This is a genomic window from Dongia soli (assembly GCF_034044715.1).
GTDB classification, from domain to species: Bacteria; Pseudomonadota; Alphaproteobacteria; order Dongiales; family Dongiaceae; genus Dongia_B; species Dongia_B soli.
On the sequence record NZ_JAXCLW010000001.1, the window covers coordinates 476,514 to 493,958 of the forward strand.

At 57.5% G+C, this 17,445-nt stretch carries 8 protein-coding genes; 7 read left to right on the forward strand and 1 reads right to left on the reverse strand.

All coding sequences use genetic code 11. The annotated features are described in order from the left end of the window. The first annotated feature begins 5 nt into the window (after positions 1-5). The 4 genes from glgB to treY are packed head-to-tail and all read left to right on the forward strand — an operon-like array spanning position 6 to position 11,195. Positions 6-2,222 (forward strand): 1,4-alpha-glucan branching protein GlgB, encoded by a 2,217-nt coding sequence (glgB, locus tag SMD27_RS02110; protein ID WP_320506687.1) that lies wholly within the window; start codon positions 6-8, stop codon positions 2,220-2,222. Further along, entirely contained in the window at positions 2,222-4,402 is a 2,181-nt protein-coding gene (glgX, locus tag SMD27_RS02115) for a glycogen debranching protein GlgX (protein WP_320506688.1), read from the forward strand. Before glgB ends, glgX begins: the two co-directional genes overlap by 1 nt. Positions 4,403-4,440: 38 nt before the next feature. Next, positions 4,441-6,210, forward strand: coding sequence for a malto-oligosyltrehalose trehalohydrolase (treZ, locus tag SMD27_RS02120; RefSeq protein ID WP_320507533.1), 1,770 nt, complete (start codon positions 4,441-4,443; stop codon positions 6,208-6,210). Continuing rightward, positions 6,207-11,195 carry a malto-oligosyltrehalose synthase gene (gene treY / locus SMD27_RS02125; RefSeq protein WP_320506689.1) on the forward strand — a complete coding sequence of 1,663 codons (4,989 nt, stop codon included), beginning with the start codon at positions 6,207-6,209 and terminating at the stop codon, positions 11,193-11,195. Before treZ ends, treY begins: the two co-directional genes overlap by 4 nt. An 11-nt stretch (positions 11,196-11,206) precedes the next feature. On the opposite strand, the gene SMD27_RS02130 is transcribed toward treY, so the two are convergent. Beyond that, positions 11,207-13,660, reverse strand: coding sequence for a glycogen/starch/alpha-glucan phosphorylase (locus tag SMD27_RS02130; protein WP_320507534.1), 2,454 nt, complete (start codon positions 13,658-13,660; stop codon positions 11,207-11,209). A gap of 445 nt (positions 13,661-14,105) precedes the next feature. Between SMD27_RS02130 and SMD27_RS02135 the strand changes: the two genes are divergently transcribed. From SMD27_RS02135 to SMD27_RS02145, 3 genes are all read left to right on the forward strand, one after another. Then, complete coding sequence (locus tag SMD27_RS02135; RefSeq protein ID WP_320506690.1) at positions 14,106-14,384, forward strand: DUF2934 domain-containing protein; 279 nt, start codon at positions 14,106-14,108, stop codon at positions 14,382-14,384. A gap of 236 nt (positions 14,385-14,620) precedes the next feature. After that, positions 14,621-16,774 (forward strand): catalase, encoded by a 2,154-nt coding sequence (locus SMD27_RS02140; RefSeq protein WP_320506691.1) that lies wholly within the window; start codon positions 14,621-14,623, stop codon positions 16,772-16,774. A gap of 27 nt (positions 16,775-16,801) precedes the next feature. After that, a complete protein-coding gene (locus SMD27_RS02145; protein ID WP_452094342.1) occupies positions 16,802-17,437 on the forward strand; it encodes a (2Fe-2S)-binding protein in 636 nt (211 codons plus the stop codon). Positions 17,438-17,445 lie beyond the last annotated feature (8 nt).

The following is a 17,445-nucleotide window of genomic DNA, read 5'->3' on the forward strand; positions in this document are numbered from 1 at the left end:
CGGCTATGGGACAGAAAAAGAAACAGTCCTCCATCGCGCTCGATAGGCAAATCGACCTGCTTGTGCGTGGCGATCACGGAGACCCATTTGCGTTGCTGGGCCCGCATCTGGAGGAGGAAAACGGCATCGTTGTCAGGTGCTTCCAGCCTGGCGCGGCACAGGTCTCGGTCATTGATCGCCAGGGCGAAGTTCTGGCAGACCTGACGCAACTCCATACTGCCGGCTTTTTTGCCGGGGCAATCGGCACAAGCGAGCGAGTCCCTTATAAGCTGCGGGTGAGCTGGCCATCCCACATCGCCGATATCGAAGATCCCTATCGCTTCCCGCCGACTCTCGGCGATCTCGATGTGCATCTGCTCGTGGAAGGTACGCATCTTCACCTGTACGAACGCTTGGGCGCGCACTTCATCGAATTGGATGGTGTCCCCGGCGTGAGCTTTGCTGTATGGGCACCGAACGCCCGGCGCGTCAGCGTCGTCGGCAATTTCAACGAATGGGACGGCCGCCGCAATCCCATGCGCAAAATCATTAATGCGGGCGTCTGGCAGATATTTCTGCCGGAGATCAGAGCTGGCGAGCTGTATAAATATGAGATCAAATCATCCGACGGCCGTCTGTTGCCGCTGAAGGCGGATCCTTTGGCTTTCCAGGCGGAGCCCCCGCCCCGGACGGCCTCCATCATCCACGGCCTGCCTGATTTCGATTGGAATGACAGCGCCTGGATGAGTACGCGAGAAGCTGCAGGCAGCCGGTCCGCGCCAATATCGATTTACGAATGCCATCTCCCCTCCTGGGCGCGCGTTGTCGAGGAAGGAAATCGCTATCTCACTTATGACGAGTTGAGCGACCGCCTCATCCCTTATGTCCAGCAGATGGGCTTCACCCACGTGGAACTGCTGCCCATCAGCGAATATCCCTTCGACGGTTCCTGGGGTTATCAGCCGATCGCCGCCTATGCCCCGACCAGCCGGCTCGGCCCGCCGGAAGCATTCGCCCGCTTTATCGATCGCTGCCACAATGCCGGTCTCGGCGTAATTCTGGATTGGGTTCCGGGTCATTTCCCCACCGACGCCCATGGCCTGCCTTATTTCGACGGCACCCATCTTTACGAACACGAAGATCCGCGCCTCGGGATGCATCAGGACTGGAACACGCTGATCTATAATTACGGGCGGCGGGAAGTCGCAAATTACCTGCTCGCCAATGCGCTGTTCTGGTTGAAACGCTATCACATCGACGGCCTTCGGGTGGATGCCGTCGCCTCGATGCTTTATCTGGATTACAGCCGCAAGCCTGGCCAGTGGCTGCCGAACCGCTATGGCGGCAATGAGAATCTCGAAGCGACCGCCTTCATTCGCCGGCTGAATGAGCTGGTCTATGCCAATGCGCCCGGCGCGATAACCATCGCCGAGGAATCGACCGCTTGGCCGGCGGTCTCCCGCCCGACCTATCTCGGCGGCCTTGGCTTCGGATATAAGTGGAATATGGGATGGATGCATGACACCCTGCGCTATATCGGCAAGGACCCGATTCATCGCGCTTGGCATCACCATGATCTGACCTTCGGCCTACTCTACGCCTTCAGCGAAAACTTCATTCTGCCGATCAGCCATGACGAAGTCGTGCACGGCAAAGGCTCGCTTCTCGGCCGCATGCCTGGCGATCAATGGCAGCGTTTCGCCAACCTCCGCGCTTATCTCGGATTCATGTTCACCCATCCCGGCAAGAAGCTGCTTTTCATGGGCTGTGAATTCGGCCAGGAGCGGGAGTGGAATCACGATGCCGGTCTCGACTGGCATTTGCTGTCCGACCCCAATCATCACGGATTGCAGAACTTGGTCCGGGACCTGAACCACTGCTACCGCGACGTGCCGGCCTTGCACCAGAATGATTGCGAGCCGCATGGCTTTCAATGGATCGATGGCGGCGATTATGAGCGCTGCATGCTCTCGTTTCTCCGCCGGGGCCACAATCCTGAAGAAGTAGCCATTACTGTTTGCAACTTCACGCCGATTCCGCACGTCCAGAGCCGAATCGGCGTTCCTTTCCCCGGTTATTACGTCGAACGCATCAATACCGATTCAGCGTTTTATGGCGGCACTAACATAGGCAATGGCGGCGGCATAGCCAGTGAACCTGTCCCTTGGCATGGTCATCCCCATTCCCTCAATCTGACAGTGCCGCCTTTGGGCACGCTTGTTTTAGCCCGAGAGGTAGGTTGATGCAGCGCGAAATTCCGGCTTCGCCTTTTACCACAACGGCGAAGATGCGTATTCAATCCGGTCAACCTTATCCGCTCGGCGCCACCTGGGACGGCAAGGGCGTCAACTTCGCGATTTTTTCTGCCCATGCCGAACGCGTAGAGCTTTGTCTCTTCGATGCACAAGGTACCCGCGAGATTGCCCGTGCGACATTGCCTGAATATACCGATGAAGTTTGGCATGGTTATTTGCCGGATGCCAGGCCGGGGACGCTTTATGGTTACCGCGTCTACGGTCCTTATGAGCCAAAAAACGGTCACCGGTTCAATCCTAACAAGCTCTTGCTTGATCCTTATGCCAAGGCCCTGACGGGACGCCTTCACCGTACCGATGCGATCTTTGGCTACCGTGTCGGCTCGCCGCGCGAAGACCTCTCCTTCGACCGGCGCGACAGTGCCCGCGCCGTACCCAAATGCCGGGTGGTGGATCCAAGTTTCCAATGGGGCGATGACCGTCGCCCGGCCCGGCCATGGTCTGAGACCATCATCTACGAAACACATATGCGCGGTTTCACCATTCAGCACCCGGCCTTGCCCGTGCCGCTGCGCGGTACTTGTGCCGGCTTGGGCAGTCAGCCGGTCGTCGACTACCTAAAATCACTCGGCATCACGGCAATCGAGCTTCTGCCGGTACAGGCAATGGCCGACGAGACGACCCTGTTGGAAAAGAACCTGCGAAATTACTGGGGGTACAATACCATCGGATTTTTTGCTCCCGACCAGCGGCTGCTCTCTACCGGCTTGGTCTCGGAATTCCAGACCATGGTGCGGCAGCTCCATGATGCCGGAATCGAGGTTATCCTTGATGTTGTCTATAACCACACGCCGGAAGGCAATCATCTCGGACCGACACTCAGCTTCCGCGGCATCGACAACGCTTCTTATTATCGTCTGATGCCGAATGAGAAGCGGCACTACATCAACGATACCGGTACCGGCAACACCTTGAATTTGTCGCATCCGCGCGTTCTGCAAATGGTCCTGGACTCGCTGCATTACTGGGTCACCGAAATGCATGTCGATGGCTTCCGGTTCGATCTTGCATCAGCCGTTGGGCGTGAGGATCACGGCTTTGACCAACGCGGCGGCTTTTTCGATGCGATCCGCCAGGCCCCCTGGCTACGGAACATCAAATTGATCGCAGAACCTTGGGATATCGGCCCTGGCGGCTACCAGCTCGGACAGTTCCCGCCCGGCTGGTCCGAATGGAACGATCGGTATCGGGACACGGTGAGATCATATTGGCGCGGCGATGAGCGCATGCTACCGGAATTGGCAGCCCGCATTTGCGCATCCGCCGATCTCTTCGACCATCGCGGCCGACGCCCGTGGTCGACGGTCAATTTTATCACCGCCCATGACGGCTTCACCCTCCATGACCTTGTCTCTTATAACGACAAGCATAACGAAGCCAACCAGGAGGAAAATCGCGACGGGCACTCCGAAAACCGCAGTTATAATTTTGGCGTCGAGGGCGAAACCGACGATCCTGCGATCATCGTCCAACGGGAACAGCAGAAAAGGAACTTCCTGGCGACTTTGCTTCTTTCCCAAGGCACGCCAATGATCCTGGCAGGTGACGAAAGAGGCCATACGCAGAAAGGCAATAACAACGCTTATTGCCAAGACAATGAAATAAGCTGGCTCGATTGGGAAACCAATATCGAGAATGAGGCGCTGATCGAGTTCTTGCGGCGCATAATTGAGTTTCGCCAATCGCATTCAGCCCTCAGATGCCCGCGATTTATGCATGGCCGCGCTCATTCGCCTGACGGGATCAAAGACATTACCTGGTTCACGCCGCAGGGAACAGAAAAGACAGCGGAACAATGGCAGGATGGATTGGCCCGCTGCGTCGGAGTGCTGCTGAATGGCCGGGCGCATGCCGTGGTGACGACGGGCAGGCAGGATAACAATGAGATGCTGCTGATCATCATGAATGCCCATAACGATGTGGTAGACTTCACGCTTCCATCCTTAGCGGCCATCGCGAATTGGCGGCGCGTGGTTGATACCGTCGATCCGAAGGGTCGGCCCGAGCCGATGACCATCGACCCGGGACAGATTTATCCGATGCCCGGCAGATCCCTGGCGGTTTTTGTTGCATCAATGTCAGATGAGGGCGGGGCCGCCAAGCAATGACCAGCTTCGTGCATCATATGCCGTTTGGCTCCGCCGTTATGCCCGATGGCTCTGTTCGCTTTCGCTTATGGGCGCCGGGTCAGGATCATGTCGGCCTCCACCTTCATGACGCCGGCGCGATTCTGATTATGGAAGCGTTGGAAGACGGATGGTTCGAGTTGACGACATCTGCTGCCAATGCGGGAAGCGCCTATCAATTTCAACTGCAAGATGGGTTTTTCGTACCCGACCCTGCATCGCGCTTACAGAAAGACGGTGTGCATGGCGCCAGCATCATCGTCGATCCGGCATCCTATGAATGGCGTTTTCCGGAATGGCGCGGACGCCCGTGGCAGGAAGCCGTCATCTATGAACTCCATACCGGCGCCTTTTCGGCGATGGGCAGTTTTGATGGCATAAGGCGGCATCTCGACCATCTGGTCGATCTCGGCGTCACGGTCATCGAACTTATGCCGATAGCGAGTTTCGGCGGACAGCGAAACTGGGGATATGATGGCGTTCTGCCTTTCGCGCCGCATCGCTCTTATGGGGATCCGGCCACGCTGAAAGCTCTGATCGACGCGGCGCATGAGCGCGGCCTGATGATCTTTCTTGATGTAGTCTATAATCACTTCGGGCCGGACGGCAATTATCTCGGTAAATATGCCCCTCAATTCTTCACGTCCCGCCATCAGACTCCCTGGGGCGACGCCATCGATTTCTCCAGGCCGGCGGTTCGGCAATTTTTCATTCACAACGCACTTTACTGGCTGACAGAGTATCGCTTCGACGGCCTGCGTTTCGACGCCGTTCATGCTATCGCCGACGACAGCCCGGTTCATATTCTGACTGAGCTCGCCGAAACTGCTCGACGACAGGTCGGTTCCGAGCGTCTGATCCATTTGGTATTGGAAAACGATGCGAATATCGCCCGCTTTCTCCGGCGAAATCCCGAGGGCGCTTACTACGATGCCCAGTGGAATGACGACTTTCATCACGTCGGCCATGTACTCTTGACGGGTGAACAGGATGGTTACTATGCCGACTACGCATCGGAGACAATCAATCGCCTTGGCAGGTCGTTAACGGAAGGGTTTGTTTATCAGGGTGAAGCCTCGAGCTTCCGAGACGGTGAGACGCGGGGAGAGCCAAGCAAGGATCTTCCCCCGTTTGCTTTTGTCAACTTCCTGCAGAATCACGACCAGATCGGCAATCGTGCCTTTGGTGACCGGCTAGCGAAATTGGCGTCGCTTGACGCATATCGGGCGATGACTGCGATATTGTTGCTCGCGCCGGAAATTCCTCTTCTTTTCATGGGCGAAGAATGGCGCGAAACCAAACCCTTTCTGTTCTTTTGTGATTTCGATGGCGATTTGGCCGAAGCCGTGCGCAATGGCCGTCGTCGTGAGTTCAGCCGCTTCCCGGCATTCGCCGATCCTGAAAGCCAGGCACGCATCCCCGATCCGAACGCCATTGAGACATTCCAGCAATCCATGCTGGACTGGAATCATCGGGCGACAAATGAGGCAGCGCTTGATCTATATCGACAACTCCTCGCCTTGCGACATCGTGAAATCATGCCGCGGCTCGGCACGACGGCAGGTCCAGCCAGCTATCGGACCGAGCATGATATATTGCTGGCCGACTGGCAGCTCGGTACAAGTCGCTTGCAGCTCGTCGCCAACCTGACTGGTCGTTCCATTGAACATGAAATATCCGCGGCGGAAACTCGGCCGCTTTATGTGACGCATCCCCAGAATGGCGGAACAACAATTCCGCCCTGGTATGTTGCCTGGTATCTCCACGATGAAGATGGAGATACGGCGTGACATCGCCAGATCATTTGGATCAAATTTGCCTGCAACATGGCATCCAGCGCCGTTATCAGGACCATTCGGGGAATCTGAAGGAAGTCTCAGAGCAAACTCTGGGGCGTCTTGCGGAGCGTCTCAGTGCCACGGAGGCTACGGGATCGCGTCCGATCATTCTCCAGCACGAGCGCGGCGAGCTTGGTCATATACGCCTTGAGCAGCAAAAACTCCCGCTCACCCCGCTCCGCTGGGAGATAGAGACAGAAGATGGGGATCATCTATCCGGCGATGTGGAGTTGGTGGATGGCATCGTCACGATTCCTTGCCAGCTCCCCTTCGGCGATCATCGCCTGACAATTTTCACTCGCGACGATGACATGCCGGTGACAGCCCTGCCAGTGATCGTCGCGCCGCAACGCTGTTTCCTGCCGCCGGCTTTGTCAGGGACTGGGAGGCTATGGGGCATTTCAGTCCAACTTTTTGCCCTGAGATCCCAGCGTAACTGGGGTATCGGCGATTTCACTGATCTTGCCGACCTTATCGGCTATGCCGCCGCTTCCGGCGCCGCGACGATCGGCCTCAATCCGCTGCATGCTCTTTTTCCCGATCATCCGGATTGGGCCAGCCCTTATGCGCCGAGCAGCCGACATTTCCTGAACACGATCTATATCGATCCGGAAGCTATGCCGGAATTCGCCGAATGCGACTTGGCGCGCGGCTTGCGCAACGAACCGGCATTCGAACGCAAGTTGCAGCGACTAAGAGCGGAACCACTGGTCGACTATGCGGGCGTCACCGCGGTGAAGCAGGAGATTTTGGAACTCTTGTTCCATCATTTCCGTGAACATCATCTGGGCAAGAGCGATCCGTTCGGCCGCGAATTCCGCGCTTTCCAACATCGGCACGGTCAAGCACTGCGCGACTTTGCAACATTCCATGCCCTGCAGGAGTACATCCGTAAAAACGCCGCACAGCGCCTCTCCTGGCATGACTGGCCGGAGCAATTTCACGACCCCGACGGCGAAGCCGTACGCGCCTTTGCCCGCGACCACGCTCCACGGATTGAATTCTTTGAATATCTGCAATGGCACGCGCACCGGCAACTGCTGTTCTGCAGGGAACGCGCCCGGCAAACCGGTATGGCGATCGGGCTCTATCGCGACATCGCTGTTGGCGTCGCCAGAAACTCCGCCGAGACATGGGCAGCGCAAGATTACATCGTCGATGACTGGAGTGTCGGCGCGCCACCCGATAACTGGAATCCCGGCGGGCAGAATTGGGGAATTCCGCCCGCCCATCCGCGGTTGATGGCTGAGAGCGGGTACGCGGATTTTCGGGCGGTGTTGCGTGCCAATATGTATGCGGCAGGTGCGGTGCGGATCGATCACGTTCTCGGCCTGATGCGTCTGTTCTGGATCCCGCCGGATGCTGGCGCCGGAGATGGCGCCTATGTTCAGTATCCGTTGCAAGACCTGATCGCCATGATCACATTGGAGAGCTGGCGCCAGCGGTGCATGGTGATCGGCGAGGACCTCGGTACTGTACCCGAAGGATTGCAGGAACAACTGGCCGCAGCCGGCATCCTCTCTTACCGGCTGCTCTATTTCGAGCGAGATGCCGAAGGCCAGTTCAAAAAGCCGACTGACTGGCCTGATCTCGCTCTGGCGACGGTGACAACTCACGACCTGCCAACCCTGCCGTCTTACTGGAAAGGCATCGACATCGCGCTCAAGGCTCGCTTAGGCATCTATACTGAGGCTGATGCGCCGGAAAAAGAGGGGAAACAACGAGCCAGAGACCGGCTCAGCCTACTGGAAGCTCTTCGTTCTGAAGGGCTTCTGCCGGGCGATGATGGCAATGTACCAGTCGAAGCGGTCCATCGGTATCTCGCCCGCACGCGCAGCAAGCTGGTCATGCTTCAGCTTGAGGATATGCTTGATGTCGTCGAGCAGATGAATGTGCCGGGTACGGTCGATGAACATCCGAATTGGCGGCACAAGCTTCCGCGCACCATTGATGAGATCATGACCGACTCGCGCGTGCGGCAAGTGCTCGGCGCCGTGGCCGAGGAACGCGTCGGCAACACGGAGGAAACGGGCAAAGGACCGATCTCGCGCGATATTACGACGATCCCGACTGCGACCTATCGCTTGCAGCTCAACAAGGACATGACATTTGCCCAGGCGACGGAACTGATCCCGTATTTGCGTGCGGTCGGGGTCAGCCATATCTATGCCTCGCCTTACTTGAAGGCGCGGCCCAATAGCCCCCATGGCTATGACATCACCGACCATAACAGCCTGAACCCGGAGATCGGCGATTGGGCGACGTTTTCCGCTTTCTGCACGAAACTGCGGCAGGAAGGTTTGGGCCAGATCCTCGATTTCATCCCCAATCACATGGGAATCGGGCATGCCGATAACGCCTATTGGCTTGATGTTCTCGAATGGGGGCGCGGCTCAGCCTTCGCCGCTTTCTTCGACATAAACTGGACACCGAGACAAGCGGCATTGCAGGGGAAGGTCCTGCTGCCCCTGCTCGGCGGACAATACGGGCATGTCCTGGAACGCGGCGAATTGGAACTGAAATTCGACGCGGCATCGGGCAGCTTCAGCGTCTGGTATTTCGACCACCGGTTTCCGCTGCACCCCAGCACCTATCCTCTTATTCTTCAGCGGATCCAGGCCCTTGATGATTTTACCCGTGGCTTCGCGGCCGTCAGGCCGCCCACCGAGGAAAGTGCACCGCGCAGTGCCGAGCGCGCCGTTGCCGATGGCCTGAAACAGGCGCTGGCCGAGACGGCGCAACGCGATGCCTCGCTGTCGGCCGAACTGCATGCCGCTGCCCAAGCATACAATGGATCGCCGGGACAACCCGACAGCTTCCGCAACTTACATGATCTTTTGGAGAGGCAGGTTTATCGGCTGGCCTTTTGGCGTGTTGCTGCAGAGGAAATCAATTATCGGCGCTTTTTTGATATAAATGAACTCGCCGGCATCCGCATGGAGCGGTGGGATGTCTTTTCCGCCACGCACCGGCTGATCGGCCGGCTTGTTGCAGAAGGAAAACTGCAAGGCTTGCGTCTCGACCACGTTGACGGCCTCTTCGATCCCGCGACCTATCTTGACCGGCTGCAATCCTTCGTCCAGCGGCACCGCGACGAACATGGCGCGGGCGGCGATCGACGGCAAGGCGCTGCGTCGCCCTTCTACATCCTTGTCGAAAAAATCACGGCGCGCCATGAGCGGCTTCGCGATAGTTGGCCGGTTGCCGGGACCACCGGCTATGAGTGTTTAAACCTGGTCAATGGATTGTTCGTCAGTCCGAACGGGGAGCGGGCGCTCGATCGCGCATACCGGCAATTCATCGACGAACCGGTCGATTACGAGACGATGCTCTATACCTGCAAGACACATATCATCGACACCGTCTTGAACAGCGAGATCGAGCGGCTGTCGGGCGAGCTCGATAAACTCTCTGAACAGCATTGGACCACGCGGGATTATACGCAAGATCGATTGCGCGCGGCCCTGCGCGAAGTGGTTGCCGGCTTTCCGGTTTATCGCACCTATATCAATAAAGAGGGAATCTCGTCGGAAGATCACCGCGATATCGATTGGGCGGTCAGTCAAGCACGAAAGACATATCGCGGCCTGGATCCGGAAATCCTGGATTTCGTGCAGGCGGCCTTGACGGCGACGCTATCGGATCGTCACGCGACCTATAGGCGCCAAGACGTCCTGAAATTTGCCATGCGGTTCCAGCAATATACCGGACCTGTTATGGCGAAGGCACTCGAAGATACCTTGTTCTACCGGTACAACCGTCTGCTATCGCTCAACGAAGTGGGTGGCGAGCCCCGGCAGTTCGGAATTTCCGATTCCGCTTTCCATCATCTCATGCAGGAGCGCGCGAAGCTGCAGCCTCATGCGCTCTCGACCCTGGCCACGCATGATACGAAACGTGGAGCGGACATGCGCGCGCGACTCAATGTTCTGTCTGAGATGCCGGCGGAATGGAACAAGCGGCTCCGGCGGTGGGCAACGCTCAATCGCTTCCGCCGGCAGAAATCGGATCGCGGAAGCATGCCGACGCGAAACGACGAATATATGATCTATCAGATGCTGCTTGGCGCCTGGCCAGTCGAACTGATGGCACGCACGGCCTTGTCGCCCGACGATGTTGCTGCCTTTCGCGGTCGGCTGTGCAATGCCATCTTGAAAGCGATCCGAGAGGCGAAGCAGCACACAAGCTGGCATAATCAAAACGAGCCATACGAAGCCGCATGCTTGGCATTCCTCGAGAAGATCATCGATGTGAACCAACGCAGTCCGTTTCTCGATGATTTCCTTCCTTTCCAGGCCCGCATTGCCAAACTGGGCATGCTGAAAAGCCTCAGCCAGCTTGCCGTATCACTGACCATTCCTGGTGTGCCAGATATCTATCAGGGTGGTGAGTTATGGGATCTCAACATGATGGATCCCGACAATCGGCGTCCGGTCGATTTCCAGACGAGGGTAGACTTCCTGAAACAGGCGGAGGCGGTCATGACGTTACCCCCGTCGGAACGGCGGATACGGATAGGCAAATGGTTGGGCGATTGGCTGGATGGTCGCATCAAGCTGGTGCTGACCAGCGCGATACTCAATCTTCGGCGCCGCGAGCCCGAACTGTTTCTCTATGGCGGCTATGAACCACTTGCCATTGGCGGCGAACAGGCAACCCGCCTGTTCGGTTTCGTGCGACGCTATGAGGGCAAGATTTGCGTCACCTTATGCGGCCGTTTTTTTGCCGGAGCAACGGAAGACGCCGACGAACTTGATGCCTGGCGATCCATCTGGGCTGGTTGCTCGGCCAGCTTGCCGGTCAAGGAAGCCAGTTTGCTGGATATCATGACGGGCGCTCCGCGAAAGATCCAGGATGGCAACCTGCAGATCGATGATATCCTCACTGATTTGCCGGTCGCCATCCTGTTCGGTCAAGAGGGACTGGGAGCCGCCTGAAGCTGGGCCTCTTAATCGGCCAGGGGCCGCGTCTGCCAGATCTCCCGGGCATAATCGACCACAGCCCGGTCGCTGGAGAACATCCCCATATTGGCGGTATTGATGATTGCGCGCCGGGTCCATTCCTCCTGGTCGGCATAGCAGGCCTCGATCTCTGCCTGAATGCCGACATAATAGGTGAAATCAGCCAGAACGAAGAAACGGTCGCCACCGCGGGTCAAGCTTTGGACGATCGGCTGGAACAAATCCCGATTGCTTGGCGAGAAGAACCCATTACCGATCATCTCAAGGGCTTGCTGCAAGTCGTTGTCGCGTCGCAGATAGGATAGCGCGTCGTAATGCCCCTTTTCCAGATAGGCGACTTCATCCGTGGTCAGGCCGAATGCGAAGAAGTTCTCGGCACCGACGGCATCGCGGATCTCGATATTGGCGCCATCCAGCGTACCGACCGTGAGCGCACCATTCATGGCCATCTTCATGTTACCGGTGCCGGAGGCCTCGGTACCGGCCGTGGAGATTTGTTCCGATAGATCAACCGCGGGAACGATGCGCTCGGCCAAGCTGACGCTGTAATTCGGTAGGAAGAGGATCTTCAACCGATCGCCGATGAGGGGATCGTGGTTGACGACACGCGCCACGTCATTGATCAGCTTGATGATCAATTTAGCCATCGCATATCCGGGTGCCGCCTTTCCGGCGAAAATCACGGTTCGCGCCGTGTGGTCGCCACCCGGATTGTTGCGGATGCGGTTATACAGAGCGACGGCGTGAAGCAGCTTCAGCAGCTGCCGCTTGTATTCGTGAATGCGCTTGATCTGCGCATCAAAAATCGACGTGACGGAGACCGACAGGCCGGTCTCCGCCTCGATATGATTGGCAAGGCGCTGCTTATTCGCCGCTTTGGCGGACCGGAAATCCGCTCTAAACGCCGCATCCTCCACGAAGGGGAGAAGCTGTTTCAGCTCGGACAGATCGCGCATCCAGCCGTTGCCGATCTTGCTGCTGATGAGGTTGCGCAAATCGGGATTTGCCCCCGCCAGCCAGCGTCGCGACGCCACACCATTGGTAATATTGATGATCCGCCCCGGCAGCAGACGGTCGAGATCGGCGAAAACCGTTCTCTTCATCAATTCGGTATGTATCTTTGAAACACCATTGATCCGGTGACTGCCGACGAAAGCGAGATTGGCCATGCGAACGTGCCGCTCGCCGTCCTCGTCGATGAAGGAAACACGCCGTAGCAGATCGATATCGCCGGGATAGCGGGCGGCAACCTCCTTCAGGAAGGAATCGTTGATGCGGTAGATGATCTGAAGATGCCTGGGAAGAATGATTTCAAAAAATCTCAGCGGCCAGCGCTCCAAGGCCTCCGGCATCAAGGTGTGGTTGGTATAGGAAATCACGCGGCGCGTGATATCCCAGGCATGATCCCAGGTGAGACCGTTTTCATCCACCAGCAATCGCATCAGCTCCGCTACTGCCATGGCTGGATGCGTGTCGTTGATCTGGACGGCAATTCGTGACGGCAGCATATCCAGGCTGCAACCCTGACGCTTCAGGCGGGCGATGATATCTTGAAGGGATGCGCTGACCAGGAAGTATTGCTGCTTGAAGCGCAACTCACGACCGGCGGCCGTACCGTCATGAGGATAAAGGACACGCGTCAAGCTTTCCCACTGCGCTTTATCCAACACAGCGCCGAGATGATCACCGGCGTTGAAGCGTTCAAGATCGAGTTCATGCGTGGCCCGCGCGGACCATAGACGCAACGTGTTGACGGTATCGGAACTATAGCCGGCAGCCGGAATATCGAAAGCGGTAGCAAGCACGGTCGCACATTCGATCCATTGGCCCGGCGCCGTGGCTCCGTCCCTGCCGCTTTCGGCGAGCCGGCCATGATATCTCACGGGATAAGTGAGATCGGAGCGCGCAAATTCCCATCGGCCTCCAAAGCGGAGCCATTGCTCAGGTTCTTCGCTCTGCCAGCCCTCCTTGATCCGCTGAGCGAACATGCCGAATTCATAGCGCAGACCATAACCATAAGCAGGGATGCCAATTGCCGCCGTGCTATCGAGAAGACAAGCGGCCAATCGCCCAAGTCCGCCATTGCCGAGACCGGGATCGACCTCGAGCTCGGCAATATCCTCAATGTTGTAGCCGACTCGGGTGAGCATCTCGGCGCAAACATCATAAGCGCCCAAGTTGCGCAGGGTATCGGTCAGGAGACGGCCGACAAGGAATTCCATCGAGAAATAGCAGGCTTCTTTTGCGCCCTGACGCTCTTTCTTGCGCCGGGCTTCGGCCCATCTTTCGGACACCAATTCCCGCGCGAGACCGATGGTGGCGCCGAGCCAATGCTGCGCCTGTGCGGCCTCCGGCTCCATGCCGGTAGATTGCAGAAGATGCCGTTCGAGCGACCGGCGGATGGCTTCTTTGTCCTTAACCTTGGACAAATCGGGAAACATCGTCAAACTGGTACCAATCCTTCCTTCTTGAGAACTATCACCGAACTAGTGAGGCTCGCGCGATAGCCCCGCATATTTCAGAAGCTGGCGCGGCTCTGCAATTAACGCGTCGAGCCATACCGCTCTTCCCGTTAAAGACGACATCGAACGATCCCGCCAAATCCGCACACCGTGCTCACTTGCACGTGGGACTATGTATCAGGCTAGGACCGAAAGATTTATATTCAGTTTCTTTCGCGCCCTGATATCGCAGCCCCGGCTAGTGCGCGAGGTCACTTTGGATGCTGTCGAGCCTCGCCTGTCATGGCGTTCGCGAATCAGCAGATGATGCAGGAAATCCCGTGAGTCTTCTGGGCACATTTTCCACGTCACGGAACGATTTGCAATCTCTCATGTTTCTTTCAAAACCCAACCGAAGCGAAGCTTAAAACCGGAGCATAGATCAATGGACGAGGAACGTATCCGCCGCCACGCGTATCAGTTATGGGAAGAGGCGGGGAAGCCGGATGGACGGGACAGCGAATTCTGGGAGCGCGCCAAGGAACTGGCGGCAATCGAGGAGAACCAGTCCCTAGCCACGAAGCCAAGACCAACCACCGCAGAGAACACGACACTGGAACCTGTGGAGCCGGCCGAGGCGATCGAAAACCAAGGTGATTTCCCCGGCATGGCGGATCAGGGAGAAGAGCAGCCTCGCGCGCCGCGCCGACAGAAGCGCAGTTGAGCACCCCGTTCACAAGTACGAGAGGCCACCCACCGGCACACGGATTTTGCAGAAGCGGATCCTCCTCTGATCCTTTGGAACAATCCCAATAGCCAAGAGTTAACCAGCCAATAGGGCGCTCGAACCGCGAGTGTCGTCGCCCTCACTGTTGCGAGTCGAGATGTTTCTGGCAGACCCGTTCCGGGCGTGCCTTGCCTTCGTCCCACCCTTCATCTCCCCTTGCGCGAGAGATTGCTATGGCAAAGGATCCGGGGAAATCGAAAGAGCCGAAATCTTCCGGCAAGAGAAGCGTGCCCCCGATTCCGTCCCGTACCGGCCACGGTGGCGAGTTGCATCAAACCGCAGCTGGCAATATCCATGGTCGATTGACGACCAACCAGGGTGTCGTCATCTCTGACAATCAGAACTCTCTGAGGCTCGGCGAGCGCGGGACCGCTTTGCTGGAAGATTTTATCCTCCGCGAAAAGATTGCTCATTTCGATCACGAGCGTATTCCGGAGCGAATCGTTTATGCGCGGGGTTCAGCGGCGCACGGTTATTTTCAGGTCTACAAATCTCTCTCGGCTATCACAAGGGCAGCATTCTTGCAGAACCCGCAAGAGCGGACCCGGGTCTTTGTCCGGTTCTCAACATTAACCGGCGGTGCCGGCTCTATCGACACGCCACGTGATCTACGCGGCTTTGCCGTCAAATTCTACACCTCGGAAGGCAATTTCGATCTCGTCGGCAGCAATATACCGGTCTTCTTCATCCAGGACGCAATGAAGTTCCCGGATTTGGCTCATGCGCTTAAAATGGAACCGGATCGCGGCTTTCCTCAGGCCGCAAGCGCCCATGACACATTCTGGGACTTCGTATCGCTGACGCCTGAGAGCATGCATATGCTGATGTGGGTGATGTCGGATCGCGCTATCCCCCGGTCCTTTCGCATGATGGAAGGATTCGGCGTTCACACCTTTCGACTGATCAATGCCTGCGACGAAGCCAAGTTCGTCAAGTTTCACTGGCGTCCGACAATCGGTTCAACCTCGCTGATCTGGGACGAGGCCGTCAAACTCGGCGGTGCGGATCCCGATTTCCATCGCCGCGACCTGTGGGAAGCCATCGACAAAGAGCACTATCCGGAATTCGAACTGGGCTTGCAGGTCTTTGACGAAGCTTTCGCGGAAAAGCTGGACTTCGATATCCTTGATCCGACCAAGCTGATTTCGGAAGAGCTTCTTCCTTTGCAGATGGTGGGCAAGCTTGTACTGGATCGTAATCCGGACAACTTCTTCGCGGAAACCGAACAGGTGGCGTTTCACCCCGGCCATGTCGTGCCTGGAATCGATTTCACCAATGACCCGCTTCTCCAGGGGCGGCTATGTTCCTATCTCGATGCTCAACTCATTCGCCTGGGCGGGCCCAACTTCCATGAGATCCCGATCAACCGTCCGGTTTGTCCATGGCGCAATTTTCAACGCGACGGGCAGATGCGAATGACGGTTGCGCCGGGGCAGATTGCCTATGAACCGAACAGCATCGCGCGAGACACTCCAAGGGAGTGCCCGGAAACTGGATTCCAAAGTTATCGGGCGAACTATCCCGTGGAAAGCAGCACTGAGAAGCGGCGTAGCCGAGCAGAAAGCTTCGCCGACCACTATAGCCAGGCGCGGCTGTTTTGGACCTCAATGACCCCGCCCGAGCAGCAACATATCGTCAGCGCCTTTTCATTCGAGCTCGGCAAAGTGGCGCGGCCGGCGATCCGGCAGCGGATGCTCGGCCATTTGATGACCATCCATTCGGAATTAGGGCGACGCGTTATAGCGGCCTTGGGGGTGGAAGAAGTGGAGCCGGCGAAACCGGCGGTCCAGCCGCGGAACGATAAGCCGTCACCGGCGCTCAGCATTGTGGCGAAAGCGCCCAAGACAATTCAAGGACGCAAGATCGCCATTCTGGTCACAGATGGCAGTGACGCGGCATTCATCGGAAAATTGAAACGGCAGATCACAGGGGCTGGCGCCGAAGTGGCTGTCCTGGCCCCGCTTATCGGCGGTATTCGCACCAGCGATGGTAATCGTCTCGCGGCGGACCACGCGCTTTATGCGGGGCCTTCGGTGTTTTTCGATGCCGTTGCCATCCTACCCTCCAGCGAAGGCGTTGTTAACCTGGCTCGCGAGGCCGCCGCCATCGACTGGCTGAGAGATGCTTTCGCCCATCTGAAGGTCATCGCCTACCACACCGATGCGGCGCTTCTCTTCGAGAAAGCGCAAATCGACGTGGCAGCGGATGAGGGGATGGTCGTGCTCAATGGCAGTACGGGCGGCGTTGGTACTTTCCTCGATATGGCAAAACAACACCGAATTTGGGCGCGAGAGCCACTGGTACGTGGCGCTACGGCCAGCAAGTAGCGCCGGCTTATTCCGGAGATAGCGGTCATGCATATGGATCACGGAGCGACTAGCAGCGGTACTTTAGCCGGCGTTGGCATGAGCCGCAGGCAGCTTTTGTCCGGCACAGCTGCGGTCGCGATTGTACCGGCTTTCACCAGCATTCTCAGTCATCGTGCCGAGGGAAAAATGACGACATTGTCCACGCCTCAAGCCACCTTCGCGGAGCTTCAGGTCAATGGGCGGCAGCATCAATTAGCCCTGGATAGCAGGACGTCCTTGCTTGACGTCCTGCGCGAAAATCTACATCTGACAGGGACGAAGAAGGGATGCGACCATGGCCAATGTGGCGCTTGTACCGTCCTGGTCGGGGGAAGAAGAGTTCTTTCATGCCTCACCTTGGCTGCGAGCGTGCGGGAACCGGTCACCACGATCGAAGGTCTGCGGGACGCCAAGGGCGGGCTGCATCCTATGCAGCAAGCCTTCATCGATCACGATGCCTTCCAATGTGGCTATTGCACACCGGGGCAAATTCTTTCCGCAGTCGCCTGCGTCCATGAAGGACATGCGGATACGCCCGACTCAATTCGCGAATATATGAGCGGCAACCTCTGCCGCTGCGCCGCCTATCCCAATATCGTCGCCGCCGTCCAGCAGGCCAAACCCGAGATGACCAACGTCTAATGGGAGCA